The 24,391-nt window shown below is 53.3% G+C and carries 26 protein-coding genes; 15 read left to right on the forward strand and 11 right to left on the reverse strand.

Annotated elements, in window-relative coordinates; genetic code table 11:
• Positions 1–3: 3 nt before the first annotated feature.
• The 8 genes from G462_RS0103500 to G462_RS24440 all read right to left on the reverse strand — a co-directional run bounded on the left by G462_RS0103500 (position 4) and on the right by G462_RS24440 (position 6,402).
• Positions 4–450 carry a hypothetical protein gene (locus G462_RS0103500; protein ID WP_157378542.1) on the reverse strand — a complete coding sequence of 149 codons (447 nt, stop codon included), beginning with the start codon at positions 448–450 and terminating at the stop codon, positions 4–6.
• Complete coding sequence (locus G462_RS0103505) at positions 447–1,775, reverse strand: type II and III secretion system protein family protein (RefSeq protein ID WP_035476636.1); 1,329 nt, start codon at positions 1,773–1,775, stop codon at positions 447–449. The genes G462_RS0103500 and G462_RS0103505 overlap by 4 nt, the downstream gene beginning before the upstream one ends.
• Complete coding sequence (locus G462_RS0103510; RefSeq protein WP_026957754.1) at positions 1,772–2,602, reverse strand: RcpC/CpaB family pilus assembly protein; 831 nt, start codon at positions 2,600–2,602, stop codon at positions 1,772–1,774. Before G462_RS0103510 ends, G462_RS0103505 begins: the two co-directional genes overlap by 4 nt.
• The gene (locus G462_RS0103515) at positions 2,599–3,015 is read right to left on the reverse strand and encodes an A24 family peptidase (protein ID WP_035476686.1); all 417 of its coding nucleotides are present in this window, start codon (positions 3,013–3,015) and stop codon (positions 2,599–2,601) included. The genes G462_RS0103510 and G462_RS0103515 overlap by 4 nt, the downstream gene beginning before the upstream one ends.
• Positions 3,016–3,024: 9 nt before the next feature.
• The gene (locus tag G462_RS0103520; protein WP_026957756.1) at positions 3,025–3,243 is read right to left on the reverse strand and encodes a Flp family type IVb pilin; all 219 of its coding nucleotides are present in this window, start codon (positions 3,241–3,243) and stop codon (positions 3,025–3,027) included.
• 235 nt (positions 3,244–3,478) lie between these two features.
• Positions 3,479–4,366 (reverse strand): LysR family transcriptional regulator, encoded by an 888-nt coding sequence (locus tag G462_RS0103525; RefSeq protein ID WP_026957757.1) that lies wholly within the window; start codon positions 4,364–4,366, stop codon positions 3,479–3,481.
• Positions 4,367–4,604: 238 nt separating this feature from the next.
• Positions 4,605–6,191, reverse strand: a complete 1,587-nt coding sequence (gene prfC / locus G462_RS0103530) for a peptide chain release factor 3 (RefSeq protein ID WP_026957758.1) — start codon at positions 6,189–6,191, stop codon at positions 4,605–4,607.
• Between the two features lie 43 nt (positions 6,192–6,234).
• Positions 6,235–6,402: a hypothetical protein gene (locus G462_RS24440; protein WP_157378543.1), complete on the reverse strand. Its 168-nt coding sequence runs from the start codon at positions 6,400–6,402 to the stop codon at positions 6,235–6,237.
• A gap of 269 nt (positions 6,403–6,671) precedes the next feature.
• Between G462_RS24440 and G462_RS21640 the strand changes: the two genes are divergently transcribed.
• Positions 6,672–7,949, forward strand: coding sequence for a family 8 glycosyl hydrolase (locus tag G462_RS21640; RefSeq protein WP_169720133.1), 1,278 nt, complete (start codon positions 6,672–6,674; stop codon positions 7,947–7,949).
• Positions 7,950–8,085: 136 nt separating this feature from the next.
• Positions 8,086–9,429 (forward strand): putative glycoside hydrolase, encoded by a 1,344-nt coding sequence (locus G462_RS0103545; RefSeq protein WP_026957759.1) that lies wholly within the window; start codon positions 8,086–8,088, stop codon positions 9,427–9,429.
• A gap of 75 nt (positions 9,430–9,504) precedes the next feature.
• On the opposite strand, the gene G462_RS0103550 is transcribed toward G462_RS0103545, so the two are convergent.
• Positions 9,505–10,554: an AI-2E family transporter gene (locus G462_RS0103550; protein ID WP_026957760.1), complete on the reverse strand. Its 1,050-nt coding sequence runs from the start codon at positions 10,552–10,554 to the stop codon at positions 9,505–9,507.
• A 457-nt stretch (positions 10,555–11,011) separates the two neighbouring features.
• Between G462_RS0103550 and G462_RS23765 the strand changes: the two genes are divergently transcribed.
• The 3 genes from G462_RS23765 (at position 11,012) to G462_RS0103565 (ending at position 15,280) form a co-directional block, all read left to right on the forward strand.
• The gene (locus G462_RS23765) at positions 11,012–13,261 is read left to right on the forward strand and encodes an endo-1,4-beta-xylanase (protein WP_051326501.1); all 2,250 of its coding nucleotides are present in this window, start codon (positions 11,012–11,014) and stop codon (positions 13,259–13,261) included.
• A gap of 146 nt (positions 13,262–13,407) precedes the next feature.
• Positions 13,408–13,944, forward strand: a complete 537-nt coding sequence (locus G462_RS0103560) for a thioredoxin family protein (protein ID WP_169720134.1) — start codon at positions 13,408–13,410, stop codon at positions 13,942–13,944.
• A gap of 13 nt (positions 13,945–13,957) precedes the next feature.
• Positions 13,958–15,280, forward strand: a complete 1,323-nt coding sequence (locus tag G462_RS0103565) for a MipA/OmpV family protein (protein ID WP_026957762.1) — start codon at positions 13,958–13,960, stop codon at positions 15,278–15,280.
• A gap of 34 nt (positions 15,281–15,314) precedes the next feature.
• On the opposite strand, the gene rimI is transcribed toward G462_RS0103565, so the two are convergent.
• Together rimI and G462_RS0103575 are read right to left on the reverse strand one after the other, a co-directional pair.
• On the reverse strand, positions 15,315–15,770 hold the full coding sequence (gene rimI / locus G462_RS0103570; protein WP_026957763.1) for a ribosomal protein S18-alanine N-acetyltransferase: 456 nt from the start codon (positions 15,768–15,770) through the stop codon (positions 15,315–15,317).
• Positions 15,758–16,111: a DNA polymerase III subunit psi gene (locus G462_RS0103575; protein ID WP_026957764.1), complete on the reverse strand. Its 354-nt coding sequence runs from the start codon at positions 16,109–16,111 to the stop codon at positions 15,758–15,760. Before G462_RS0103575 ends, rimI begins: the two co-directional genes overlap by 13 nt.
• Positions 16,112–16,470: 359 nt before the next feature.
• On the opposite strand from G462_RS0103575, the gene dksA reads away from it, so the two are divergent.
• The 10 genes from dksA (at position 16,471) to G462_RS0103625 (ending at position 24,378) form a co-directional block, all read left to right on the forward strand.
• The gene (gene dksA / locus G462_RS0103580; protein WP_026957765.1) at positions 16,471–16,917 is read left to right on the forward strand and encodes an RNA polymerase-binding protein DksA; all 447 of its coding nucleotides are present in this window, start codon (positions 16,471–16,473) and stop codon (positions 16,915–16,917) included.
• 47 nt (positions 16,918–16,964) lie between these two features.
• Entirely contained in the window at positions 16,965–17,837 is an 873-nt protein-coding gene (gluQRS, locus tag G462_RS0103585; RefSeq protein ID WP_035476640.1) for a tRNA glutamyl-Q(34) synthetase GluQRS, read from the forward strand.
• A gap of 113 nt (positions 17,838–17,950) precedes the next feature.
• Entirely contained in the window at positions 17,951–19,294 is a 1,344-nt protein-coding gene (pcnB, locus tag G462_RS0103590) for a polynucleotide adenylyltransferase PcnB (RefSeq protein ID WP_051326502.1), read from the forward strand.
• Position 19,295: 1 nt separating this feature from the next.
• Complete coding sequence (folK, locus tag G462_RS0103595) at positions 19,296–19,802, forward strand: 2-amino-4-hydroxy-6-hydroxymethyldihydropteridine diphosphokinase (protein ID WP_026957768.1); 507 nt, start codon at positions 19,296–19,298, stop codon at positions 19,800–19,802.
• A gap of 32 nt (positions 19,803–19,834) precedes the next feature.
• On the forward strand, positions 19,835–20,629 hold the full coding sequence (panB, locus tag G462_RS0103600; protein WP_026957769.1) for a 3-methyl-2-oxobutanoate hydroxymethyltransferase: 795 nt from the start codon (positions 19,835–19,837) through the stop codon (positions 20,627–20,629).
• A gap of 2 nt (positions 20,630–20,631) precedes the next feature.
• Positions 20,632–21,492 (forward strand): pantoate--beta-alanine ligase, encoded by an 861-nt coding sequence (gene panC, locus G462_RS0103605; protein WP_026957770.1) that lies wholly within the window; start codon positions 20,632–20,634, stop codon positions 21,490–21,492.
• Positions 21,493–21,523: 31 nt separating this feature from the next.
• Entirely contained in the window at positions 21,524–21,904 is a 381-nt protein-coding gene (gene panD, locus G462_RS0103610) for an aspartate 1-decarboxylase (RefSeq protein ID WP_026957771.1), read from the forward strand.
• Positions 21,905–22,106: 202 nt separating this feature from the next.
• Complete coding sequence (locus tag G462_RS0103615) at positions 22,107–22,463, forward strand: hypothetical protein (RefSeq protein ID WP_026957772.1); 357 nt, start codon at positions 22,107–22,109, stop codon at positions 22,461–22,463.
• A 100-nt stretch (positions 22,464–22,563) separates the two neighbouring features.
• Positions 22,564–23,556 (forward strand): methyl-accepting chemotaxis protein, encoded by a 993-nt coding sequence (locus tag G462_RS0103620; RefSeq protein WP_026957773.1) that lies wholly within the window; start codon positions 22,564–22,566, stop codon positions 23,554–23,556.
• Entirely contained in the window at positions 23,557–24,378 is an 822-nt protein-coding gene (locus G462_RS0103625) for a nitrate- and nitrite sensing domain-containing protein (RefSeq protein WP_026957774.1), read from the forward strand. It begins immediately after the preceding gene.
• Positions 24,379–24,391: the final 13 nt, after the last annotated feature.

The following is a 24,391-nucleotide window of genomic DNA, read 5'->3' on the forward strand; positions in this document are numbered from 1 at the left end:
GCGCTACTCCTCAGCGATCATGTGTTGCGGATAGCGCACCTGACCGGCCCGTGCCGTATCAACGAAGCAGCCTTTAACGCGGTTCTGCTTAGCCCGCGCTTGGCACTCTTCGGTTAACAAGTGGTATTCAATAACAGTGACTGAGAAGTCGCCAACAGCTCTCTTAAACAATGGCTTTGCGCAGGTCTCATCACAGAACGACAGATACTGCTGGTTGAACCAACTGCGCTGCTCGGCACCGCGGGCCGACACCTCAACGGTGACATTGCGTTGCTGCAGCGGGAACTGACTGAAGAAGCGTTGCATGGCGGCTGCATCTGGGGTCATCTCACTGCTGGTGAAGGTAGCCTCCACCGGCACCAGAGTCACCACAGCCCCACGCTGTTGTAGCGGTGTAGTTTCACACGCCATCAGGGCCAGCAACATCGCTACGATAGTGATTATTCTCATTGGATAAATCCTCCCTTTTGCAGCATCTGCTCCATGGCTTGTTGCTCTTGCAAATCTTCGTCTTGGTCGAGGTCAACATTCAGTAGCCGGCCTAAGGTTGAGCTGCGCTGCATGTTAGGCAGGCGGACATTCTCGGTTTGGGTGGGCTCTACCAGGTTGACCGTGGCCACGATTAACAGCTCAGTTTTGCGTCGAACGGTTGATGCATAGCGGAACGCCGCACCAAATACCGGTACATCGCCCAACAACGGCACCTTGCTAAGCTGTTCCAAATCGGTGGAGTCGAGCAGTCCGCCTAAGATGAAACTTTGGCCATCGGCCAGCTCAATGGTGGTGTTGGCTTTGCGGGAGAACAGTTGCGGGACTTGGATCCCCTGCGCCTCAATGTAGCGTTCAATGGAACTCACCTCCGGAGAGAGGTTCAGCCGGATCCGATCGTTGCTCTGCACCTTGGCGGTAATTCCCAGGCGTACCCCGTACTCTTTAAAACTGATGGTAATGCCGTTTTTGTCGTGAACGATGATCGGCAGCTCGCCACCGACCAAGAAGTCAGCAGACTCGCCAGACATCACTGTGAGGTTGGGTTCGGCTAGCACTTCGGCCATGGAGTCATCGCCAAGTGCGGTGATCAGGGTAACCAAATCGGCGGCCTTAAACTCTTGTAGCAAAAACCGCCCAAAGCCCTGACCAATGGTTGCCCATTGCACCCCAATCGCCTCGGTGAACTCTTCAGTAACCTGGGCCACCGAGACCTTAACGTTAACCTGCTTGCTGCCGAGAACACTCAACCCTTCAACGATGCCATCCCATTGGTATTGCTCTGCAAACTCACTCCAGCCGATGCCGGTGTCCTTGGTCATGGTAGCGAACCGCGGCACCGCCTCACGCTCTAACAGCATGGCAATCATCCGATAGGCATCGTCACGCACCTTCTCGCTATCCACCAGCCCGGTCACTGTGACAATCCGCCCCACCGATTCCACCGTGATGTCCTCATCGGGGAAAAACTTGGCCAGTTGCCGACGTACCAAGGTAAGGTCTTCATCAACGAACAGCTTGCGACTTTGAATGACCCCACCGTCTACGTCATAGATCACCAGCTGGGTCTGACCAACATGCTTGGCGAAGACCAGCAGCCGTTGCTTGTTGACGACTTTATAGTCGGCAATCTGCGGTTGGCTGATAAATACGGTACCGATGTCCTGACCGACATCGATGGTGAACGCTTGATTAACGGTTATGTTGGTCGCAAAAGCCGGCAGCGCCAGCATAACTACGCCGACCATCCCGCAGAGCAGTTGCTTGTAGTACTTGAGGATGCTCACAGCGAACCTCCATAACCGTCGCCGCGCAGTTCAATCACGCCATCGTAGTTCTTAATCACGTCACGCAATGCAACGTCGTTGTCCATAATGCCCTGATCACTGGGATAGGCTTCGATATGCATGCTTCGCTGGGCGAGCGCCAGGCGTCCAACATCTTGGGGTTCAACTTCGATCACTAAAGTCGCCTCAAGGTCGCTGTTGGCCACGTTTATAGGGTCGGCATCAGAGCCCTGCATCTCGCCAAAGGTAATCGATACCAGCAGCGCATCGCTAAGTAGCTTGGTGGCAATGACACCTTGGTATTGATCGATCTGGGCAAGGTCGTTGGAGAGGTTGCGCTGGGGCGAGCCAATCGCGATAACATCGATATAATCCCCGGCGTTCATGTAGTCTTTCACCTGATTGCGCGTAGAAACATTAAGTGGATAGAGCGTCTTACCAGGCGTAGTAATCAGGCTGAGGAAGCCTTTCTCACCCGCTTGGGTTATCTGCCACTGGTCGACCCAATCACCTTCTTCAATATCTTGATTCAGGCGCCCGCCAACCCGTGGGCTAAGAAGCACATCCTCGGTGAACCCGGCCTCATTAGCCTGCTCACGATCGAGCACCACCGCTTCCACCATGGCGAGCTCAAACACCTCGCCTTTTCCCAGGCCTCGTTTGGCCCGCCAAAGTCGGACTTTGATTTCTTCGGCTTCCGGTGCGAGTTGCTGCCAGTCGGTGTTGTCGACGCTGGCCATACTCTTTGAGGTCAGTTGACCTACCAAGCCAAACACCCCAAGCAACAGTGAGCACAGGGCGAAAAAAAATACCAATTTAGAATTCATGCGATATCCACGCTGCTAAGGAGTATTTGGGAGAAGAAGCCGATACTGATAGCCACGCCGTAGGGCAAGCCATCAGGTTTACAATGACGCACGCGGCTTTTAATCAGGTAGACCACCGCTAACACACCACCGGCGTAGAGCGTGACCAGCCAGGCATTGAGCAATGAGCTAGTTGGAATCGCGATACTGAGCACGGCAGCGAGTTTGGCGTCTCCCGCTCCCCAAATACAAAAAAACCAAATGGCTCCACCAGCTGCCAGACTCAGTCCCAGAGAGGACCAATATTGGGGGAATGCCAGTAACAGGCAGATCAGCAATCCACCCAGGAGCACATTTGGGATCTGGCGTCTCATCAGGTCGCAATAGTTGATCGCAACCAGAACAAGAAAGACGCCAGATAGGGAGTAACCCACCAACAGCAATTAGTTGTTGCTTGGTGTGAAATCATCAAGTGTTGTGGTGATGGTTTCAAAGGCGCCGGTAATTGCGTCAATGACCGTATTACCGTCATCACCACCGGTGGTGAATAGAGCGCCTAGCAACACAGCAATGGCCACGCCAATCATGCCGTATTCAATAGCCGTCACACCACGCTGGTCTTTTACAAAACGTCCCATCAGAGCTTGGATATATGCAAACATCGATTATTTCCTTATAAGTTTTCGTCGTTCCGAATTAGTAGCGGGGCAAGTTTCCGAAAATCTGCCATTAGACGCAAAATAGCCGCTATTAAGTCTGTTTATGTAGATGGGTTTTGATTTGATTATTAATGGCTTAGAGAAGGCTCACCGACTTTGGAAACCGGTCACATGTTAAACATGACATCTATTTAGGTAACAGGAGTGTTAACTATTAATTGTTAAATCTGTCAAATATCTAGGTAACGGCATACAAAGGTTCGGCTAATAAATGCGAAGGAAGGTTAGTCAATTGCTCGTTAATCCATGCAAATTCAGGGTGTTGGTTGAGTTTTGGAGACAATAATAGGGTGGTTCGCCATACATCTTGGCCGCAGGCTTGCCTGACCATGACTAACTCGCCACAGGCCAACAAAGCGCGAACATGATTATAAGGCAGATAAGCCGCCCCTTTGCCGGCGCGACATAGCTCGAGTAACAGCTCAATGGAGCCGATTACCCGTGCGCGACTAAGTACGCCTTTGTCACGCAGGCCAAGAACTTCTGCCTCCATGGGGATCAGCAAGGACTTACCACGAATACTTGGTCTAGAACCATTACGCACAGAGTGAGCACTTACCACCCAAGTCCACTGCACATCGTAGAGGCGACGATAACTTAGGGTATCCGGGCAGGGATACCAGCCGAATGCCATATCCAGTTGCTGCTGATGAAACTGCTCTGAGAGCACTTTGCTCGACGCCGAGGTAACGCTAATGTTCACCTCCTGATAGCGCTCTAAGGTGTCAATCAGTGCTTTTTCTAGCTCCGCGCTAGCGAACAGGCTATCGACGCCTATCTTTATTTCCCGCAGCGGCGCTGCAGATATTCCGGATATCGCATGATTAAACCGCTCACAGTCGGCTAATAGGCGCTGACACTCCTGATAGTAGTGATAACCATCGTCAGTTAATGCGACCCCGCTAGGGCTGCGATTAAATAGATTAAAGCCCAGTTCTATTTCCAAACTTTGTATTGCAATACTTAGCGAGGCCTGTGACTTCCCAATTACTTTAGATGCTGAAGAAAAAGACCCAGACTCCGCAATAGCAACAAAAATGGTAATGACATCAACAGGTACTTTCATCGGATTCCCTTCACTTACACATTTTTAGAGTCTATACACTAGCCATCAGTGTGAGTATTCACTACTACTTCGCAATTAATTTTTGAGTCAATTAATAATTACTAAATAAATTCATTAATGACTTAAAATTTTGGTTGACCAGGAAGTAAAAAGGCATTAATAATCAGATAAATAAAAAGCCCGTGAGGATTTCCCCACGGGCTTTTTCACTATCAGATTCGCGCCTTTAGCGCGGCGATTAGTGCTCGCGCGTCTTGCTAAACTGCACGTCAGGGTAGCGCTCAACCGCCAGGTTCAGGTTGACCATGGTCGGTGCCAGGTAGGTTAGGTTGTCGCCACCATCAAGCGCCAAGTTGTCATGTGCCTTCTTCTTAAACTCTTCGAACTTCTTCACGTCGTCGCTGTGACACCAACGAGCGGTGGCCACCGAGATGCTCTCGTAGACCGCTTCGACCTTGTACTCGGTCTTCAGGCGATGTACTACCACGTCGAACTGCAGCACACCTACCGCGCCCACGATTAAGTCGTTGTTACGCATTGGCCGGAATACCTGCACCGCGCCCTCTTCAGAGAGTTGGATCAGGCCTTTCTGCAGCTGCTTCTGCTTAAGTGGATCTTTCAGGCGGATACGGCGGAACAGCTCTGGGGCAAAGTTAGGGATACCGGTGAACTTCATCACCTCACCTTGGGTGAAGGTGTCACCAATCTGAATAGTGCCGTGGTTGTGCAAACCGATAATGTCACCAGCAATCGCGGTTTCGGCAGCGCTACGGTCACCGGCCATAAAGGTTACCGCGTCAGAGATGGATACATCTTTGCCCAGACGCACGTGGCGCATCTTCATGCCCTTGTTGTATTCGCCCGATACGATACGCATAAAGGCGATACGGTCGCGGTGTTTGGGGTCCATGTTGGCTTGGATCTTAAACACGAAGCCGCTGAATTTGTCTTCGCTGGCGGTCACTTGACGTGCATCGGTGGCGCGCGGCATTGGCGCGGGCGCCCACTCGGTCAGGCCGTCCAGCATGTGGTCCACGCCAAAGTTACCCAGTGCGGTACCAAAGTAAACCGGGGTCAGTTCGCCATCTAAGAACAGCTCTTGGTCGAACTCGTTGGATGCACCCAGCACCAGCTCTAGCTCATCACGCAGCTGCGCTGTCAGTTCTTCGCCTACTGCTTGATCAACTTCAGGGTTATCCAAGCCTTTAATGATGCGCTTCTCTTGGATGGTGTGGCCTTGGCCAGTTTGATACAGGATCACCTCATCGCGATGGATGTGGTAGACCCCTTTAAACTCTTTACCGCAGCCAATTGGCCAGGTAATCGGTGCACACATCATGTTGAGTTCGTTTTCTACCTCGTCGAGCAACTCCATCGGATCGCGAATATCGCGGTCGAGCTTGTTCATAAAGGTCACGATGGGGGTGTCGCGCAGACGGGTTACTTCCATCAGCTTGCGGGTTCGGTCTTCCACACCCTTGGCCGAATCGATCACCATCAAGCAGCTGTCTACCGCAGTCAGGGTACGATAGGTATCTTCCGAGAAATCTTCGTGTCCGGGGGTATCCAGCAGGTTGACGATGCTGTCGTTGTAGGGGAACTGCATCACCGAGGTGGTTACCGAGATGCCCCGCTCTTTCTCCATCTCCATCCAGTCAGACTTGGCGTGCTGGGCGCTGCCACGGCCTTTTACCGTACCGGCGGTTTGGATGGCGCGTCCGAACAATAGCACCTTTTCGGTGATGGTGGTTTTACCCGCATCGGGGTGAGAGATAATGGCGAAGGTGCGGCGTTTCGACACCTCGGGCTTCAGTGACTCAGACATAGACTCGGTTCTTTTTGAATTCATCAGATAGTGCGCCAGCTGGTCAAAAATCAGACTGGGCAAAAAATTGCCGGGTATTTTCGCTGATCTGGCTGTGATAGACAATCAAAGCAGGGGAAAAGCCGGGAATAATCTTGTGTTCAGACTGTTCAATTACGTAAAACGCCCCTCGCAAACTCACCTCTTCGCTGGTGAAATATTGCTCATCCACTTGTGGCAACCCTGACGATAGATCACACTTTCATTTTGAGAGCGCTCACAAAATAAGCATCATAAATGGCTGTTCAAGCCAGGCTTGTTAGATGCGCAGCAACTTTTTGAAGTGGGGGAGCTCTCAGTTGCACAAGTTTCACCGGTTGCTTTTTGAGCGATATCATTAAAGCTAAATATCGTAAGCGACTAAATAATCTAAATAATTACTGCGACTTATCGGCAATCTCTATCTTAAAGAAGCAACGCAAATCTATTTTGGAAATGTTCATGAAAATGACCCGACACTTGCGCAAGCAAGCCCAGTTTTTAGCCTCCACCGTATTAGCCGTGAGTGCCTTTAGCGTATCGACCTCAGCCTATGCGGACTCTCCACAGGGCGCTTACCACACCGGTGAGTACCGCAACGTGTTCGTTGAACTTGGCTTGGGCAACCAAGCGCAGGTGAAGAAAAAGGTCGATAAGGCATACCAGCAGCTGTTCTACTCAACATCCCGTGGTACCGAAAACGGCAAAGCCCTGTTCTTCCCAGTGGGCGACGATATGGGCTTTATCAAGGATATTGGCAGCAACGACGTACGCTCAGAAGGTATGTCCTACGGCATGATGATTGCCCTGCAGATGAACGATCAGCCGATGTTCGACAAGCTTTGGAAGTTCTCGAAAACCTTTATGCAGCACCAAGAAGGTTGGTACGAGCACTACTTTGCTTGGCATCTTGAAGCTGAAGCCCCCTACGGTTCGCTGGACGACAATCCCGCCCCCGACGGCGAGCTGTACTTTGCTATGGCGCTGCTAATGGCAGAAAACCGCTGGGGGGGCAGAAAAGGCATCTTTGCCTACGCCGATGAAGCCAACACCATCCTCGACGCCATGGTAAACAAGCCAGAAACGTCGACAGCAGTACCGATGTTTAGCCGCGAACAGCAGCAGATCCTGTTTGTTACCGAGAAATCGCTGGGTACCTACACCGACCCCTCTTACCACGTGCCCGCGTTTTATCAGCTGATGGGCGAGTGGGCTTCGGTAGAAAATGAGTTATGGACTGCCGCTGCAGATACTAGCCGCAACTATCTGCATATCTCCCAGCACCCAGAGACTGGCCTCTATGCAGAATATGCCGCCTTTGATGGAACGCCTCAGGTGACCAGCTTTAACAAGATCAGCCACCAAAGCGGGTATGACGCCTTCCGGGTGATCGGCAACATCGCCATGGACTACAACTGGTTTGCCGCCGATGAAGGACAAAAGCAACTGGTCGAGAAGCAACTGCGCTTCTACAACGAGGAATACAAAAAGCACGGTCAAAACTTCCAGGTTCACTCCATGGAAGGTGTGCCACAAGTTGAGTGGAGCAGCCACGGCCAGCTAGCCATGAACGCTACCGGCGCGCTAGTTATCGATAACCAAGATGCCCACGACTATGTGAAACGCCTGTGGAAGCAAGACCTGCCCACCGGTAAGTGGCGCTACTACGACGGCCTACTGCAGATGTTCGCCCTGCTTCACCTAAGCGGCGAATACCAGATCTACGCACCAAACAGCTAACACTTTCACGCTTTTACTTGGTCTATCACCACCCTCACAGAGGGTGGTGTGGGCCCGGCTACGCCGAATCCATGGCAAGCGGATACGCCAGCGGTTCAGCACACCATGAAATGACGCAAGAAAAAGGAACTTTATAATGAAAACAGCAAAGTACTCTGCCCTAAGTCTTGCTTGTGTACTCGCGCTGAGCGCCTGTAACAGCAGTAACGACGATGATCCTGTCGATCCAGGCCCAGGTCCGGGCCCCGATCCCAGCCCAGAAACCGCCACCCTGTATAGCAATGGCCAAGCCATTAGCGGTGCCAGCCTGCAGATTGGCAGCTCTGAAGACTACGGTATGAGCAATCTGGAAGTAGGTAGTAGCTTTTCCGATGGCGGCCTGTCTGCCGAGCAAGGCGGTGGCTTTGATAATGGCGAAGAGACCGAGCATAGCTGGATGGTGTCCACCACTGGCGCACAAGATGAAGCGTATCTGGTGGTGCAACACGCTAGCGGCATGGATCTGAACGAATACGCCGACGGTGCCTTGCGCATTCAACTGAAGGTTGATTTAGCTATCGATGATGGTGGCGAGAGCCTGATTGCCATGCAAACCGATGGAGGTGCCAGCCCTTGGCTGGATCGCAACAACTTCTTCTTCCCGCAGTCAGCACTGACTGCGCTGGAAGGCGAAGGCTGGCAGACCCTGTACCTGCCACTGAGCTGCTTCGAAGCAGACGAAGCCGGTGCGTTTGATTTAAGCAAGGTTAATCAGCTGCTACGTTTGGATATGCGCGATGGCGCTACCGATTACGAGCTGGCGGGTGTCTATTTGGATATGCAGGCAAGCCTGCCAGAAGGTGCGGTGAACTTGTGTGATAGCGACGAACCTGGTGAGCCCGGAGAACCTGATGAGCCAAGCCTACCTGGCGATATTCTTTACGCCGATGGCGCTGCAGCAACTGGGCTTGAGCTAAAAGCCGGCAGCGAGCCCAGCTGGAACGAAGATGCCCTAGTAAATGCTGGTAGCACAATCAACAACAGCAACATGACCGTTAGCGCCAACACTGATGCCGACGGCAATGTGGTCTCTTGGAGCGTAAATAGCACCACCACCGAACAGTCCTATCTGTTTATTTACTCAGATACGCCTCTGGATATGAGTACCTCTAGCGATAGCGTGATCTTGCTAGACATGGAGATTGCGGCAGCCTCCGGCAGTGACTCCAACCTACTGGCATTGCAAACCGATGAATGGAACAGCCGCAAACCGCTTTACTTCAGCAACGACCTGTTTGCAACCCAAGCCGGACAAGGTCGTAAGGTGTTTGCCGCCCCGCTATCTTGCTTTAATGATGCAGATGCAGACTTTGATATCAGCTCGGTCAAGCGCCCTGTTCATCTCGATACACGCGGCGGCACGGCCCAGTACACCTTCCATGGCGCCAGTATTGCGGCTGCCGCAGAGGTGCCTAGCGATGCCATAGCACTGTGTAACTAGGCTGAACGTCTTCGCAAGTAATCAGTTCTTCCTTCCATTTGCCCGCACCCTGTGCGGGCCTTTTTATCCCAACCATCACGGCTTGGGCAACCCATCATCCAACCAAGCAATCACTAGCTGATAACTAACAGCCAGCACAACCGCACCAATGAATAGGCCCACAAAGCCCGACATCAGCAGCCCGCCGATCGCCCCCAATAAGATAACCAGCATCGGTACATCCACGCCCCGCCCCAACAGCCAAGGTTTGAGCACATGCTCACTAAAGCTTGCCACCACGCCCCACACTGCAAAGGTGATCGCCACCCACATCGGCTCAGTGTAGAAGACGTAGATAATCACCGGCCCGACTACCAACAGCGGCGGCAGTTGAGCAATAGCAAGCACCAGCACCAAGGCCGACAAGAGTGCGGTGGCGGGAATGCCTACCGCAATAAAAGCAATTGAAATCAACACCGTTTGAATCAAAGCGACACCGAGCACGCCTTTAGCCACGCTCTGGATAGTATCGCTAGAGAGTTGGATCATTGCTGGGCCGCGATGTCCGAGCAGGCGCTCAGCAAAGCGCTGACTAAGCTGCTTGCAGCGCTCTGAGTTAGCCAGCAACACGCCGGCAACGATAAACGAAAAACAGAAAAGAAATAAACTGGCGACCACGCCACCGGCTAAGTTGAGCAATACCGCAGCCCAATCAGCCAGGCGCTCGGAGTGTTGTAGCAGGAACTCTTGGGAATCTTGTGCCGCCAGCGCCCATTGCTGAAACAACCACTCGCCAATAAACGGCCAATGGCGGATCGCCGGGTAAGGCGCCGGTAGGACAAAGTCCGCCTCTTGTAGGTTTTCTGCAAAATGCGACACACTGCCGACGACCGCACTAGCCAACTGAACGCCGGGGATCAGCAGTAGCATCAAGCCCAGCAACACAATCACTACCGCCGCTAACGAGGCATTGCCCAGAGAATTACGCAAGCGCCGATAAGGCGGATAAAGCGCCACCGACAGAAAGGCCGCCCACACTATAGGGGTAATAAATGGCTTCAAGATGTCGTAACACCACGCCACCAGCACAAATAACAAGGCTATACGCACCGCTGCTTCCACAGCGTTTTTTTGAAAACTTGCCAACGACCTTTCCTTTGAGCGCCTCACAGTGGCGCGTTGACCTACCAATGGTTATTGCCAGTGTGAAGCAGCGCAGCAACTAAAACAAGCTTCTGAGTTAGCAGACATTTTTGCTGGTAACAGCCAACAAATCATTTGCCTGTTTGCAAAGAGCCAAATCACCTTTATCAAGCGGTTTTGATACAGCTTTCACCAGCTGTTGCCACCACTCACATTAGTAAGATTTGGTAACCCCAGTGTGACTTTCCACAATCCTTAAACGTGATTACTTTACATACAGTGAAGTCAGCAAAGGAAGGAAAATGGAGGCCCTAAGCGGGCCATAGACAATGTTCTGCCAGCAACGCCAATACACTGATTTTAATTAATAAACGTAAATGGCAGCGACAAACACAAGAACCACAAACCACCGGAGCGTGACTCCAGCGGTTAAGAAAATAAAGAATAAGGATGACTAAGGATGCTAAATAAGCACTTTCCCAAGGGCGCCAAGCCGCTGTTGTTGGCGCTAGCCGTCAGCAGCAGCTTTGCTCAGGCAGATCCCCTCAGAGAGATCCTCGACGAAAACACGCTACTGATCGGCTCAGCGATGATGACCGATCACATCGCCGAGAAGAAGTTTGCAGAGGTACTCAAAACCGAGTTCAACCTGCTAACGCCTGAAAACGAGATGAAGTGGAGCTACATCCAGCCTCAGCGCGGTGTTTACGACTTTAGCAAAGCGGACAAGCTGGTCGAATTCGCAGAGAAGAATGGCATGGAAGTGCGTGGTCACGCGCTGGTATGGCATATCCAAAACCCTGAGTGGCTGGAAGAAGGCGAGTTCACCCGCGAAGAGTTGCTGGAGATCTTGGAAGAGCATATCAAGACCGTTGCTGGTCACTACAAAGGTCGTATCAAGTACTGGGATGTAGTAAACGAAGCACTGGATGATGCCGGCGGCTGGCGCGAAACCATCTGGTATAAAGGCATCGGTGAAGAGTATATTGCCAAGGCATTCCAGTGGGCCCACGAGGCCGACCCGGACGCGCTACTGTACTACAACGACTACAGCACCGAAGGCACCACCCCTAAAGCCAACGCCGCTTACCGCTTAGTGAAACAGCTACAAGAGCAAGGCGTGCCAATCCATGGCGCGGGCACCCAGCTTCACCTGATCAGCGGCGATATTCTACGTACCGCCAACATTGCCGCCAACATTGAGCGCCACGAAGAGCTGGGTTTGGAGTATCACTTCACTGAAGTCGATATTCGTATTCAGGGTGATGCCACTGACCGCGCCCTTGCGGAACAAGCAACCATGTACGAAGAGCTGATGAAACTCGCCCTACACTACGATGCGGTAAATGTGTTTACTACTTGGGGGCTGACCGACAAGTACAGCTGGATCCCTCATTGGTTCAAAGGCTGGGATCATGGTCTGTTACTCGACAAGCAGTATCAGCCAAAACCGGCATATCACGCAGTTCAAGCTCAAATGGAGTTGAAGCGCGATGACAAATTTGAATGGCAGCCACCGGTGCGCATTGCCACCGAAAACCGCTATCTGCAGGCCTTTGTCTCTCCAGAGGCTCCACAGCGCCCAAGCTTGAACAACGATGCAAGCCTGTGGCAAGACGCGACCTACTACCCATTTGCCTTCAACCAACTGGAAGGACGCGATCAACGTCTGCCAAGTGATCAGGAGATCTCAGGTAAGTTTGCTGTGATGTACAAAGGCAATACTTTATACGGTCGAGTTGAACGTGAAGACAACATCACGATCAACAACGTGGAACCAGACTATGAGAACGATTCGGTAGAGGTATTCCTTCGCGCAGGCAAAGATCAGCCGTTCGTTCAATACCGTGCAATTGTGGGCCAGGACTTTGCTCCTCAAGGATATGACGCCACCGCCAAAGGCGTATGGCACGATGACGGCAAGGTGTTCGAATTTGCCATTACCCCTAACTTTGTCGATACCCTCGCCGGTAAAACTTGGGGCTTTAACATTGCTCTTTCGGACAATGATAAGGCGGGCACCGAGCATGGCCAACGTAGCTCCCAGCTCTACCCAGTAACCGGCACCAACTCCGGCTACCTAGGTGAAGACTTCGCTGAAATCTTCTTCCCGGGGCAAAACTTGGAGATCTCAGCGATTCCATTTGAGATCCCTTACACCTTTAAAGCTGTTGAGGTGCAAGTATCTGGCGAACCGGGCAGTTACAAGCCTATGGATTGGTTGAATACCTACCATTACTCCTTTGCGTTCAACCAGCTTAATCGCAGAGATATGTCACCACCGGCGCAGAGTGATATCTATGGCTCTTGGCAAGTGGGCTATCAGGGCAACGTGCTCTACGGCGTGGTACATCGTCACGATGATGTTACCGTTACAAACCACGAGCATGACTGGGAAAACGACAACGTTGAGCTATTCCTGAAAGTCGGCGAGCAATTTGTGCAACTGCGCAGCATCGTTGGTCAGGATTGGCAAGACAACAGCTTCCCGGGCGAGCGAGTTGCGAAGTGGAGCGATGACGGCAGTGTGATGAGCTTTGCGGTCGAACTCCCCGTCGAGACACTGGCTGGCGAGCGTATTGGCTTCAACATCGCTCTCTCTGACAATGATGATGCCTCTGAAGGTCGTAAGGCTCAGCTATATCCGGTGCCAGGAACTAACTCCAGCTACCTGGGTGAGGAGCTAACCGTACTCGACTTCGTGCGCTAAATACTTCGAACACAGTCACAATACCCAAGCGCTCTACTGGTCCGTTCCGGTAGGGCGCTTTTTTGCGCATTTATTAAGCGGTGCAAAATTGCTAAGCTATACAGAGTATTAGCTTACATTTGGGATAATCATCAGGGGCCATGGAAGTGTTCAAGAAAATCCTGCTTAGCTGCCTGTTGATTGGCGTGGCAGTGGCGGCCTTAGCCTATATCTTTATCTTTCATGTCCAAGACCGCGGCGTGCATGCAAAAGATGGCTGGCTGTTTGACCTTGAAGGTTATTACCAAGCAATCAGCCGCTCGCGCTTTGAAAACCAACCGATCCTATTGTATGTGCGGCGCAAGGCCTGCCAGCGCTGCCTCGATTTTGAGAAAGACTTTCTCAACAACTCGGCGCTCAAACCCACCTTGAATGAGTACATCAAGGTGCAAATCAACATGGATACCGATCGGCGCCATGAGCGCTTTGCCGATCAGTTTGGTATGTATACCTACCCATCACTGTTTGTACTCAACGACCCAGACTATGCGGTGTCGACCTTCCTCGTTTTGGCCACCCAACAAATTTGGGTACCCATGGAGCAACACCTAGAAAAAGGGAACTTCATGCCCCTTTCCGAAACCAGCTTCCGTCTCGCCTTGGAGCGTGCCAAAATACGCGCCCTTCAGCCACCGTCAGAATAGTTTCGATACGCCAATGCTTAATCGCCGACTCATTATGCTGCTACTGTGCAGTGCTTTCGCCACTAACTCCGCACGTGCCGCCTATCTGGAAACTGAACCGGGTGATTGGGGGGTCGCGGTGTCATTCCGCAGTGCCACCATCCCCTTTAATATCACCGAAGATCTGGTGCCGGGGGTAAACGACTCGGAGTATGTGAACGATTTTGTGCCGATGTTTTACTACCACGGCGAGCATGTCTATATGGACGGCACCGAGCTCGGTGCTTACTTGTGGAAGGGCGATAACTCCAGTGTGGCGTTGATGGGCCGCTATCGCTTCTTCGATATCCCGAAAGATTTACAGAATACGATACGCAAAGATGGGCTGGATACCGGCCTAAAGTGGACCTGGCGCTTTGCCGACGACACCTTTTTAAAGGCCGACCTGCTGACTGATCTGGAAAGTCGCTTTCAGAGCAACTTAGCGCTTAGCCGTCACTACCGGGGCAATGGTTGGCAGCTAACCCCCTATGCCAACGCCAAGCTTAAATCCAGCCGCTTTAACAGCTACTACTACGGGCTGAGCGAGGCCACCGATATCGATGCCAAGGCCGATATCGATTGGAAGGTGGGGCTGAGTGGCCGTTACCACCTCTGGCAAGAGCTTTACTTGGTGGGGGACGTGGGTGCCAGCGTATTCGGTTCAAACACCCGCGGTTTGGATACCATCGACAAGAGTGGCCAATTTGAGTCCTATGTGGGCTTTGCCTTCTTTGGTAGCGAGCTTAAAAAGGGCAACGCCCGTTTGCCCAGCGGTTATCTGCGGGTTGCTCATAACTGGGGAACGCCATCAAACCTTGGCGAAATGATCGAGTTCGATTGGGAGCATAACAGCAACCAACTCACCTCCATCGCCTACGGTCATAAGCTGAGCGACACCTTACTGAGCTTGCCGATTGAGGTATATCTGCATAGCGCCTTCGCCTTCCATTACGCATCCTCTGATCAAAGCAGTAAGACCGAATATGTGTTCGCCTTCAAAGGCTATTACACCTTTAATACCCCAGTGCGGGTGCGCTTTGGCGCAGGTGAGGGCTTGTCCTACATCTCTAGCCTAACCTATATCGAAGATGAAGAGATGAAAGAGAAAGAGTATGAGGGTAGTAAGTTTATGAACTATCTCGATTTCTCTCTCGATCTTAACCTTGGTGACTTGTTTAGAAAGCCGCAGTGGGAGAGTGCATGGTTTGGTTATAACATCCACCACCGCTCCGCTATCTTTGAGAGCTCAGCGATGTTTGGGCGGATCAAAGGGGGCAGCAACTACCACGGCTTCCACCTACAGTGGCACTGGTAGTATCTACTCAGGCAGCAAGGCGGCCCTAGAGCCGCTACTCTGCGGGAAAGTGACGAAACATAACGATGGCATCTTCCCGCCCTTGTTCGCTCGGGTAGTAGGCCTTGCGCCGCTCCACCTCAACAAACTCGAACTGGTTATAGAGGTTGATTGCGCGCAGGTTGGACTCTCTGACTTCCAGGCACATTAGCTGCCAATGTTGCGCTTCAGCATCCGCGATCAGCTGCTTCATTAGCTGCTTCCCCAGTCCCAAGCCCTGAACACCGGGGTCGACCGCCAGATTCAGCAACTCCGCCTCGCCCGCCACCTCGCGCACGATGGAGTAGCCGAGCAACTGCAGACCGCGCCATAGCCCAGTGTTGTGGTAAAGCCGACCAAAGCTGCCCTGCAGCGAACTGTGCGACCAGGGAAAGGCATGGGCAAGCTGCTCAATACGCGCAATCGCGGGCAGCTGCTCTGCCGCTAAAGGCTTGAACACTAGCTCTGACATAGCTGCGCCCACACCCGGCGCTTGGCCTCAACCTTCTCTAGCATCTCGTCCACAGACGCGCAGAGTAGCTTAGGTCGGGTATCGGCCCCCTGCGCAGCATCAACGCTTAACACCCACCCCGGAAAGTCCTTCGACAGCCGAGCAGGTGCCACTACTGTCGCCTTCTCCGCGCCGCCCAATACCACCGTCAAGCGATCGGCGAGCTGCTGCTGACGCGCATTGAGAGGCGCGTCACTAAGCACCACCAGCGGCACATCAGGGCATAATTGCGCGGGGCGACGTTCGAGCCAAATGTCGATATTCATGGCCTTGAGGTAGTCTTTGGCTTGCCGGGATATCACGGGAAAGATTCACTAAAGTAACTAAAAACGGGCAGATAGTAGCAAATAATGTCGCCAAATGGAGCTAAGCAATCGACAGTTTTTTGTTCGATTAGTCCACAAAAAACTTGTAAACGAGACGTTAAGCAATAAACTATGCTGCTGCAAAATGAGCGTGTTATTAATTAACCTTGTCCCCCGCTAAGGGAAACCGTTGGCTTACATTTTGCGTATATCTGCGTATAGCTTTTAAGCAGGCTTGGGCTGGCTTGGCAAAAGCAGCATAAGGATTTGCGAGTACTGATTCTTTCTGCTATAGATAGCCGCCTATTATCCACGACTGTCGGAACAGTCGGCAGTATGGAATTTGGGAGAAAGGTATGCCACAAGGCAAAAAGAAAACACTAGGTGTACTGTCAATCGCTGGGGTTGAACCTTATCAGGAGAAGCCGGGCGAAGAGTACATGAATGATGATCAGATGAATCATTTCCGTACCATTCTCGATGCGTGGCGCAATCAGTTGCGTGAGGAAGTCGACCGCACCGTAACCCACATGAAGGATGAAGCAGCTAACTTCCCTGACCCAGTTGACCGAGCAGCTCAAGAAGAAGAGTTCAGCTTGGAACTGCGTACCCGCGACCGTGAGCGCAAGCTTATCAAGAAGATCGAAAAGACCTTGGTAAAAATCGACGAAGACGATTTCGGCTTCTGCGATGCCTGCGGTGTCGAGATTGGTATTCGCCGACTAGAAGCGCGACCCACCGCCGACCTCTGTATCGACTGCAAGACCCTTGCAGAGATTAAAGAGAAACAACTCGTCGGTTAGTCGAAGGGGCCACGCAAGTGGCCCTTGCTTTTTATATGCCTCAACAAATGCGTAGTCGCTACGTAGGGCGCTTCGCCCCCTCTCCTTCCGGTCCACTCCACCTTGGCTCATTGGTTGCTGCCCTCGGCAGTTATCTGCAGGCGCGTGCCAATAACGGCCAATGGCTGGTGCGCATAGAAGATATCGATCCGCCGCGTGAGCAACCCGGCGCAGCATCACTGATCCTCAAACAGCTTGAACACTACGGCCTACATTGGGATGGCGAGGTGCGCTACCAAAGCCAGCAAAGCGAACACTATCTAGCTCAGCTGGAGCAATGGCAGCAGCAAGGACTGGCCTATTACTGCCAATGCACCCGCAAACAGATCAAAGCCGCTGGAGGCTACTACCCCGGGACGTGTCGGAACTTGATGCTGGGTGCCGATAATGCTGCGTTGCGCCTGAAAACCGACGCCGCAGTCTACCAGTTTGATGACCGCCTGAATGGCACCATCAGCGTCCCTAAAGCGCTGGCCGAAGAAGACTTTATCGTAAAACGCCGCGATGGCCTGTTCGCTTATAATCTGGCGGTGGTACTAGATGATATCGACCAAGGGGTTACCGAAGTGGTGCGTGGCGCCGATCTGATTGAGCCAACCGGACGGCAGATCTACATCTATCACTGCTTGGGCCAAACGCTTCCCAGTTATCTGCATCTGCCATTAATCCTCGATGAGCATGGCAACAAGCTCAGCAAGCAAAATCACGCCCCATCTATTTCCGATGCACAGCCACAACAACTGCTGCTGCAAAGTTTGAAATACCTAGGGCAACACAGCGATCCACAGTGGCTTGAGCTAAGCTGTGAGCAACTGCTGCAGTTAGCTGTCGAACAGTGGGATTGGCAACGCATTCCCCGTAGTGAGATGCACTCACTCTGACACAGTTGTATTTCTGCTGAAACTCGCTATATTAGCGCCTTATTTTTAGCCAAGATGTAGTATTTTTTCAGGGGGCAACCATTTTAAGTCGCATCGCCAAGGGCATTAAGCGCATGATTAAGCCGCAAGCAACAGAATCGGAAATTCGCCTTGAAAAGCAGGTGATTGGCCGCGATCAGCACAATATCTCCCGCCAAGACATTAGCGAGAATGCGCTGAAGGTACTGTATCGTCTACACAAATCTGGCTACGAGGCCTATCTAGTAGGCGGTGGTGTACGCGATCTTCTGTTGGGCAAGCACCCGAAAGACTTCGACATCGCCACCAATGCTACTCCTGAGCAAATCCAGAAGCTGTTCCGTAACTGCCGCTTAGTGGGCCGCCGCTTCCGTCTGGCACATATCCTGTTTGGCCGCGATATCATCGAGGTTGCCACCTTCCGCGGCCACCATGTCGAAGCGCCCGACAAGCACGCCAAGCAAAGCGACGAAGGTATGCTACTGCGCGACAACGTCTACGGCGGCATCGACGAAGATGCCGAGCGCCGCGACTTTACCGTAAATGCCCTGTACTACAACATTGCCGACTTCTCGGTCGTCGACTTTGCTGGCGGCATCGACGACATCGAAGCCCGTCGCTTGCAGTTAATTGGTGACCCAGAGACCCGCTACCGCGAAGATCCGGTACGGATGCTGCGCGCCGTGCGTTTTGCGGTAAAACTGGACTTCGAGATTGCGCCAAGCTGTGGCGATCCGATCCCGCAACTGGCCCACCTGCTCAAAGATATTCCAGCTGCACGCCTGTTCGAAGAGTGCCTCAAGCTATTTATGGCCGGCCACGGCGTCGACACCTTCAAGATGCTGCAGCAAACGCAATTGCTGTTCTCACTGTTCCCGCTGCTCAAGCCTCTGCTGCAAGAGATGGATGAACGGGACCCAGATGTACGCTTTATCCTAGCGGCGCTGGCCAGCACCGATCGCCGGGTCAACAACGACCAGAAGGTGACGCCTGCGTTTATCTTCGCCGCGCTGCTATGGCCATTGGTACAGCAGAAGAAAGAAGAGCTACTGATTGAGCTGTCGCTGGGCGAGCACGATGCCATGGTCATGGCCATGGGTTGGGTGCTAGACCAACAATGTAAGAGCGTGGCGATCCCACGCCGCTTTACCACCGGTGTTCGCGAGATCTGGCAGCTACAATCGCGCCTAAGCCGCCGCCACGGCAAACGAGCCTTTGCCACCTTCGGCCACCCGCGCTTCCGCGCCGCCTATGACTTCCTGGAGCTGCGTGCTCAAACCAGCGAAGACCCAGAGCAGACCAAACTGGTGGAATGGTGGCAGCTATGGCAACAGAGCAACGAACCCGGCCGCTCCAACATGCTGCGCCAACTCAACAAAGGCAATGGCCCGCGCAAGCGCCGCCGTAAACCACGCAAACCAAGCGCTAGCCAGGACTAATATGCCTATCTGCTATATCGGCCTGGGTACCAACCTGGGCGATCCGCTTAAGCAGGCGTTATTGGCTCGCCACACCCTGAGCGAGTCACCGCTATGGACACTTAGCGCGGTGTCTTCGCTGTACCGCAGCCGCCCAATGGGTCCTCAGGACCAGCCCGACTACCTGAATGCAGTCGTGGCGCTGGAGACCTCACTCTCCCCGGAAGCCCTGCTCGATGCCCTACAAGCCATCGAGCAACAACAGGGGCGCCAGCGCTTGCGCCGCTGGGGAGAGCGCACCTTGGATCTGGATATCTTGCTGTACGGCGATCAGGTACTTAGCAGCGAACGGCTGCAAGTTCCCCACACTGGTATGACTCAGCGAGAGTTTGTATTATTACCCCTCGTTGAAATCGCCCCAGAGCTACATCTGCCAGATGGCCGAGCGGTCAAGGATCTAGCCGCCGCCATCGATAATAATGGCCTGCACATCGCTAAACGCCCAATGGAGTGGGTGGGAACACATTAACAATCAGAGGGTTAGACCCTAAGGTTATTAACATGACACGAATTACTGCCGCCCAGCTGAAGCAAATGAAACAGCAGGGAGACAAGTTTTCTTGTATCACCGCCTATGACGCCAGCTTTGCCGCGCTGTTTGATCAAGCAGGCATGCACATGCTGTTAATCGGCGACTCCATGGGAATGGTACTGCAAGGTAATGACGACACCGTCGCGGTGACCGTTGAACACGTGGCCTACCATACTCGCAGCGTCGCCAACGGCTCAGACAAGGCGCTGATTGTCGCCGACATGCCGTTTATGAGCTATGCCACCACCGAACAAGCCTACGAGAATGCCGCCAAGCTGATGCAAGCGGGCGCGCAAATGGTCAAAGTAGAAGGCGGCGACTGGCTAACCCCGACTATTCGCGGCTTGGTGGAGCGCGGCATCCCGGTGTGCGGTCACCTCGGGCTAACGCCGCAATCGGTACACCTGTTCGGCGGCTTTAAGGTGCAGGGCCGCGAGCCCGAGCAAGCCGACGAGATGCTCAAACACGCCATCGAGCTTGAGGCGGCAGGCGTGCAACTGTTGGTGCTGGAGTGTATCCCCACCGAGTTGGCCAAGCGTATTACCAATGCCTTGCAGATCCCCGTGATCGGCATTGGCGCCGGCAATGTTACAGATGGCCAGATCTTGGTGATGCACGACGCCTTCGGTATCACCAAAGGCCACATCCCTAAGTTTTCCAAGAACTTCCTTAGCGAAACCGGAGACATCCGCAGCGCCGTCAGCCGGTACATCGAGCAGGTCGCCAGCGGTGAGTTCCCAGCAGCAGAGCACAGCTTCAACTAGTCATGAAAGTCATTACTTCTATTGAACAGCTACGCCCAGCGATAGCTGAGCTTAAGCAGGCCGGTAGCCTGGGCTTTGTGCCAAGCATGGGCAACTTGCACGATGGCCATTTGGCGCTGGTGAGCAAGGCTGGTGAGTTGGCCGATCAGGTGGCTGTTTCTATCTTCGTTAACCCGATGCAGTTTAACAACGCCAGCGATCTGGATAGCTACCCGCGTACCCTCGAACAAGACTTGGCAGCACTGGAGCAAGCCGGTGTCGCGTTGGTATTTACCCCAACCCCAGAGGTAATGTACCCAAACGGGCTGGAGAGGGAGACCCGGATCGAGGTCACCGGACTGCATGATGTGCTGGAAGGCGCCATGCGCCCTGGCCACTTTACCGGTGTTGCCACCGTGGTCACCAAGCTTTTTAACCTGATGCAGCCCGATGTGGCTGTGTTTGGCGAAAAAGATTACCAACAGCTGGCGCTGATCCGTAAGTTCACTCGCGACCTGATGCTGCCGATCGAGATTGTCGGCCTACCCACAGTGCGCGAAGCATCTGGTCTGGCAATGAGCTCACGCAATAATCGCCTGAGCCAGCAACAACGTGATCTCGCCCCCAAGCTTGCCCAGATCATGCGCCAACTCGCCGAGCGCGTTCAGCTAGCAGAAATTGAGCAAACCATTGCCTGGGGTGAGCAACAGCTCAACCAACAGGGATTTCGCTGTGACGGTATCGATATCGTCGATGCCGATACCCTGGCCCCGCTTAACCCGTCATCCCAGCGCGCCGTTATCTTGATGGCAGCCTTTCTGGGTGACGTAAGACTTATTGATAACCTTGTGGTGGCACTGCCCCAGCACAACAGCCAGGCCTGAGCCGGCAACCGTTTATAAAGGAGAATCAACCATGCAAACCACCATGCTTAAGGGCAAACTTCACCAAGCACGCGTGACCCATGCCGAACTTAACTATGAAGGTTCATGCGCCATCGACCAAGACATGCTGGACGCGGCCGGTATCCTCGAGTACGAGAAGATCGATATCTACAACATCGAGAACGGCGCGCGCTTCTCTACCTATGCCATCGCCGGTGAGCGCGGCTCAAAAATCATCTCGGTAAATGGCGCGGCGGCTCGCCAAGCCGCGGTGGGCGATCGGGTAATCATCTGTGCCTATGTGGGCATGGGCGCTGAGCAAGCTCAGGCACATAAGCCCTCTTTGGTATACCTCGATCAGCAAAACAACATCGTACGCACCAGCAAAGATATTCCGGTGCAACTGGCCTAAGTTTCGCACCAAATAAGTGCAATGCAAGCAAGGCTTGTCATTGCCACCAAGGAATCTTTTGAAAAAACCAAGTGCCACCCATACACTTGGTTTTTTATTTTGCGTTTCTAATAAACATCGAGATTATCCTTAGGGAGTTAGCCTGCGACTTTGGCATTTTGTTTGCCAGTACTTAGCTTTAGCTCGATCCAGGTTGTCTCAGGTGAAGTGGTATATCCCTCTTTTTTCAGCGCTTAGCGGCGATTATGTGGTTAGTGGCGTTGAGCCCGATAATGCCCCGCTACAGAGCCAACTCAAGCTGCTAGAGCCAATGCTACGCCGCCACTGGCGATTGCATATGCAGTATCTACGGCACGACCTTTTTCATCTCGCCCGCCTCGAAGGACTACAAGAGCAGATCGACGAACGAGTCATCGCCCTGCACGCCCACCATGGTGCTAGCCCACTGCATCTGTTCGCCCACGAGTGGCAGGCCTTAAAGCACTGTGACAGCCTGCCAGAGGCCAGCTTGCGCCATCGCCGGCTGATTCGCGCCAGCCTACAAATGCAAACTTCCTAGTCTTATTTACTCAAAGCGGAATGGTGCTTGCTAGTGTCTTATTGATGCTCATATCACCGATATGGGCAACACAGGATGTGACAAGACAGCAAGGAGCAGTATGTCTCGATTTTATTACCCGGTGTTGTTGGCGCTATTGCTTGGCTCTGTTTTGCTCAGCCTCAGCCAGCCACTCACCTTAGTGATGTTGCCAGGGCTCGCCTTTTTATGGCTCGCCTCCCGCAGCGCACCTCTCGCCCCAAAACCAGTGCTCGCTGACACCGAGCTACAACGAAACCTCGAAGAGCAGGCTGATGCACTGAGCGAGATGAGCCACTGCGCCCGCGAACTCAGCAAGCATGCCGAACAGGTGGCCAGTGGCACCTTACAGCAATCCCAAGCCAGTGATAGCTCATCGGCCGCGGTGCTGGAGATGAGCGAGTGCCAGTCGGAAGTGGCCCGCAACATCGAGCAAGTGGCCAGCGAAAGCCAGCAGGCGCTCTCCATCGCTGAGCGCGGCAGCAATGCCAGCGACCAAGCCTATCGGGCCACCCATGTGCTGTTGGAGAGCAGCCAGCAGACGCGTCAACAACTGCGTCAGCTAAGCCAGCAATCCTCTAGCATTAACAGCTTCACCGAGACCATCCTCGATCTGGCGAAGCAAACCAATCTGTTATCGTTAAACGCCTCCATCGAAGCGGCTCGCGCCGGTGACCATGGCCGTGGCTTTGCCATCGTTGCACAAGAGGTTCGCGAGTTGGCCCAGCACTGCCATCAAGCCGCAGATCAGATCGGTGAGCACATCAACGCCCAAACCAAACAGCTAGATGCTACGGTGGCGCGCTTTAGCGAGCTCGACCAGCAGGTTTGTGAGTTACAACAGAAGATCCAACACAGCCACCAGCTACATGGCGAGATCCAGCAAATCAACCAACTGCTGCAGCAGCAGCTTGAACAGATCAGCGTTGCCAGCAGCCAGCAAAAGTTGGCTACTCACTCGCTGGCCGAACATATCAGCGAGGTCGCCGATGCCGCCCGCGCCAATATGGCCAGCGCAGAGCAAAGCGCCGACATCGCCCAGCATCTTCGTCAGCTAAGTCAGACGGAGGCCTAGATGAACCATTACTTACCCCTTGGGGTATTAGCGGCAATGGCACTCGCGGTGCTCGCGTCTCGCTACATAGCCAAACGACGCTTGCGCCAAACTCGTCGCAGCGGCTTGGCATTACTCAGTCAGCTCAAAGAGTTGGTGGTCCGTCAGCAGCAGCATCGCGGGCTCAGCTCTTCCTATCTCAAAGGCAACCAGCAGGCACTGAGCGACCTACAGCGTCTGCAACAGGAGCTACGCAGCTGGCAGACCCGGCTCAACGACCATGCCTATATCGCCAAGCAGACACGTTGGCAAAGCTATCTGCAGCACTGGCAGCGCTTACATGGCTCTTGGCAGAGCAACACCTTGGAGAACAACATCACCCAACACAGCTTGATGATCCGTAACCTGTTGTACTTTGCAGAGGATATCGCCATCGAGTTTGAGATAAACAGTCTTGATGGGCAGGGACTGTCGGTAAGTTTTCTGTGGCACGAGCTATTGCTGACCGCCGAATCGATCGGTCAGGCGCGAGCGTTGGGAAGCGGCTTGGCCTCGGCGGGCCATAGCAGCAGCGTTGAGCGCATTCGGCTATCGTTTTTACACCAAAAGATTGCCGAGACCGACCCAGCTATCCTCGATCAGTACAGCTATTGGCTGCTGCCCGAAAAACAGCTACGCTGGGACTCGTTAGCGCGCTTGCAACAAACCATCGAGCAGGATCTTATCAAGACAGAAACGCCCAGTATCTCGGTTCAGGAGTACTTCCGTCAGGCCACTGAGGTGTTGGACGCCATCTATCAAGTGTATGACGCCGGCATCGAGCACCTTAGCCGCGAGGCCTGAGCTTGAGCCGCTT

The organism is Aliagarivorans taiwanensis DSM 22990 (assembly GCF_000429505.1).
Classification (GTDB): domain Bacteria; phylum Pseudomonadota; class Gammaproteobacteria; order Enterobacterales; family Celerinatantimonadaceae; genus Aliagarivorans; species Aliagarivorans taiwanensis.

Coding starts and splice junctions, on each gene's coding strand:
- G462_RS0103625 (WP_026957774.1), top strand. CDS start 23,557: ATGAACCATTACTTACCCCTTGGGGTATTAGCGGCAATGGCACTCGCG.
- panB (WP_026957769.1), top strand. CDS start 19,835: ATGACACGAATTACTGCCGCCCAGCTGAAGCAAATGAAACAGCAGGGA.
- G462_RS0103510 (WP_026957754.1), bottom strand. CDS start 2,602: ATGAATTCTAAATTGGTATTTTTTTTCGCCCTGTGCTCACTGTTGCTT.
- G462_RS21640 (WP_169720133.1), top strand. CDS start 6,672: ATGAAAATGACCCGACACTTGCGCAAGCAAGCCCAGTTTTTAGCCTCC.
- G462_RS0103565 (WP_026957762.1), top strand. CDS start 13,958: ATGCTTAATCGCCGACTCATTATGCTGCTACTGTGCAGTGCTTTCGCC.
- G462_RS0103545 (WP_026957759.1), top strand. CDS start 8,086: ATGAAAACAGCAAAGTACTCTGCCCTAAGTCTTGCTTGTGTACTCGCG.
- folK (WP_026957768.1), top strand. CDS start 19,296: ATGCCTATCTGCTATATCGGCCTGGGTACCAACCTGGGCGATCCGCTT.
- G462_RS0103520 (WP_026957756.1), bottom strand. CDS start 3,243: ATGTTTGCATATATCCAAGCTCTGATGGGACGTTTTGTAAAAGACCAG.
- G462_RS0103500 (WP_157378542.1), bottom strand. CDS start 450: ATGAGAATAATCACTATCGTAGCGATGTTGCTGGCCCTGATGGCGTGT.
- rimI (WP_026957763.1), bottom strand. CDS start 15,770: ATGTCAGAGCTAGTGTTCAAGCCTTTAGCGGCAGAGCAGCTGCCCGCG.
- G462_RS0103620 (WP_026957773.1), top strand. CDS start 22,564: ATGTCTCGATTTTATTACCCGGTGTTGTTGGCGCTATTGCTTGGCTCT.
- G462_RS0103525 (WP_026957757.1), bottom strand. CDS start 4,366: ATGAAAGTACCTGTTGATGTCATTACCATTTTTGTTGCTATTGCGGAG.
- prfC (WP_026957758.1), bottom strand. CDS start 6,191: ATGTCTGAGTCACTGAAGCCCGAGGTGTCGAAACGCCGCACCTTCGCC.
- pcnB (WP_051326502.1), top strand. CDS start 17,951: ATGATTAAGCCGCAAGCAACAGAATCGGAAATTCGCCTTGAAAAGCAG.
- panC (WP_026957770.1), top strand. CDS start 20,632: ATGAAAGTCATTACTTCTATTGAACAGCTACGCCCAGCGATAGCTGAG.
- gluQRS (WP_035476640.1), top strand. CDS start 16,965: ATGCGTAGTCGCTACGTAGGGCGCTTCGCCCCCTCTCCTTCCGGTCCA.
- G462_RS23765 (WP_051326501.1), top strand. CDS start 11,012: ATGCTAAATAAGCACTTTCCCAAGGGCGCCAAGCCGCTGTTGTTGGCG.
- dksA (WP_026957765.1), top strand. CDS start 16,471: ATGCCACAAGGCAAAAAGAAAACACTAGGTGTACTGTCAATCGCTGGG.
- panD (WP_026957771.1), top strand. CDS start 21,524: ATGCAAACCACCATGCTTAAGGGCAAACTTCACCAAGCACGCGTGACC.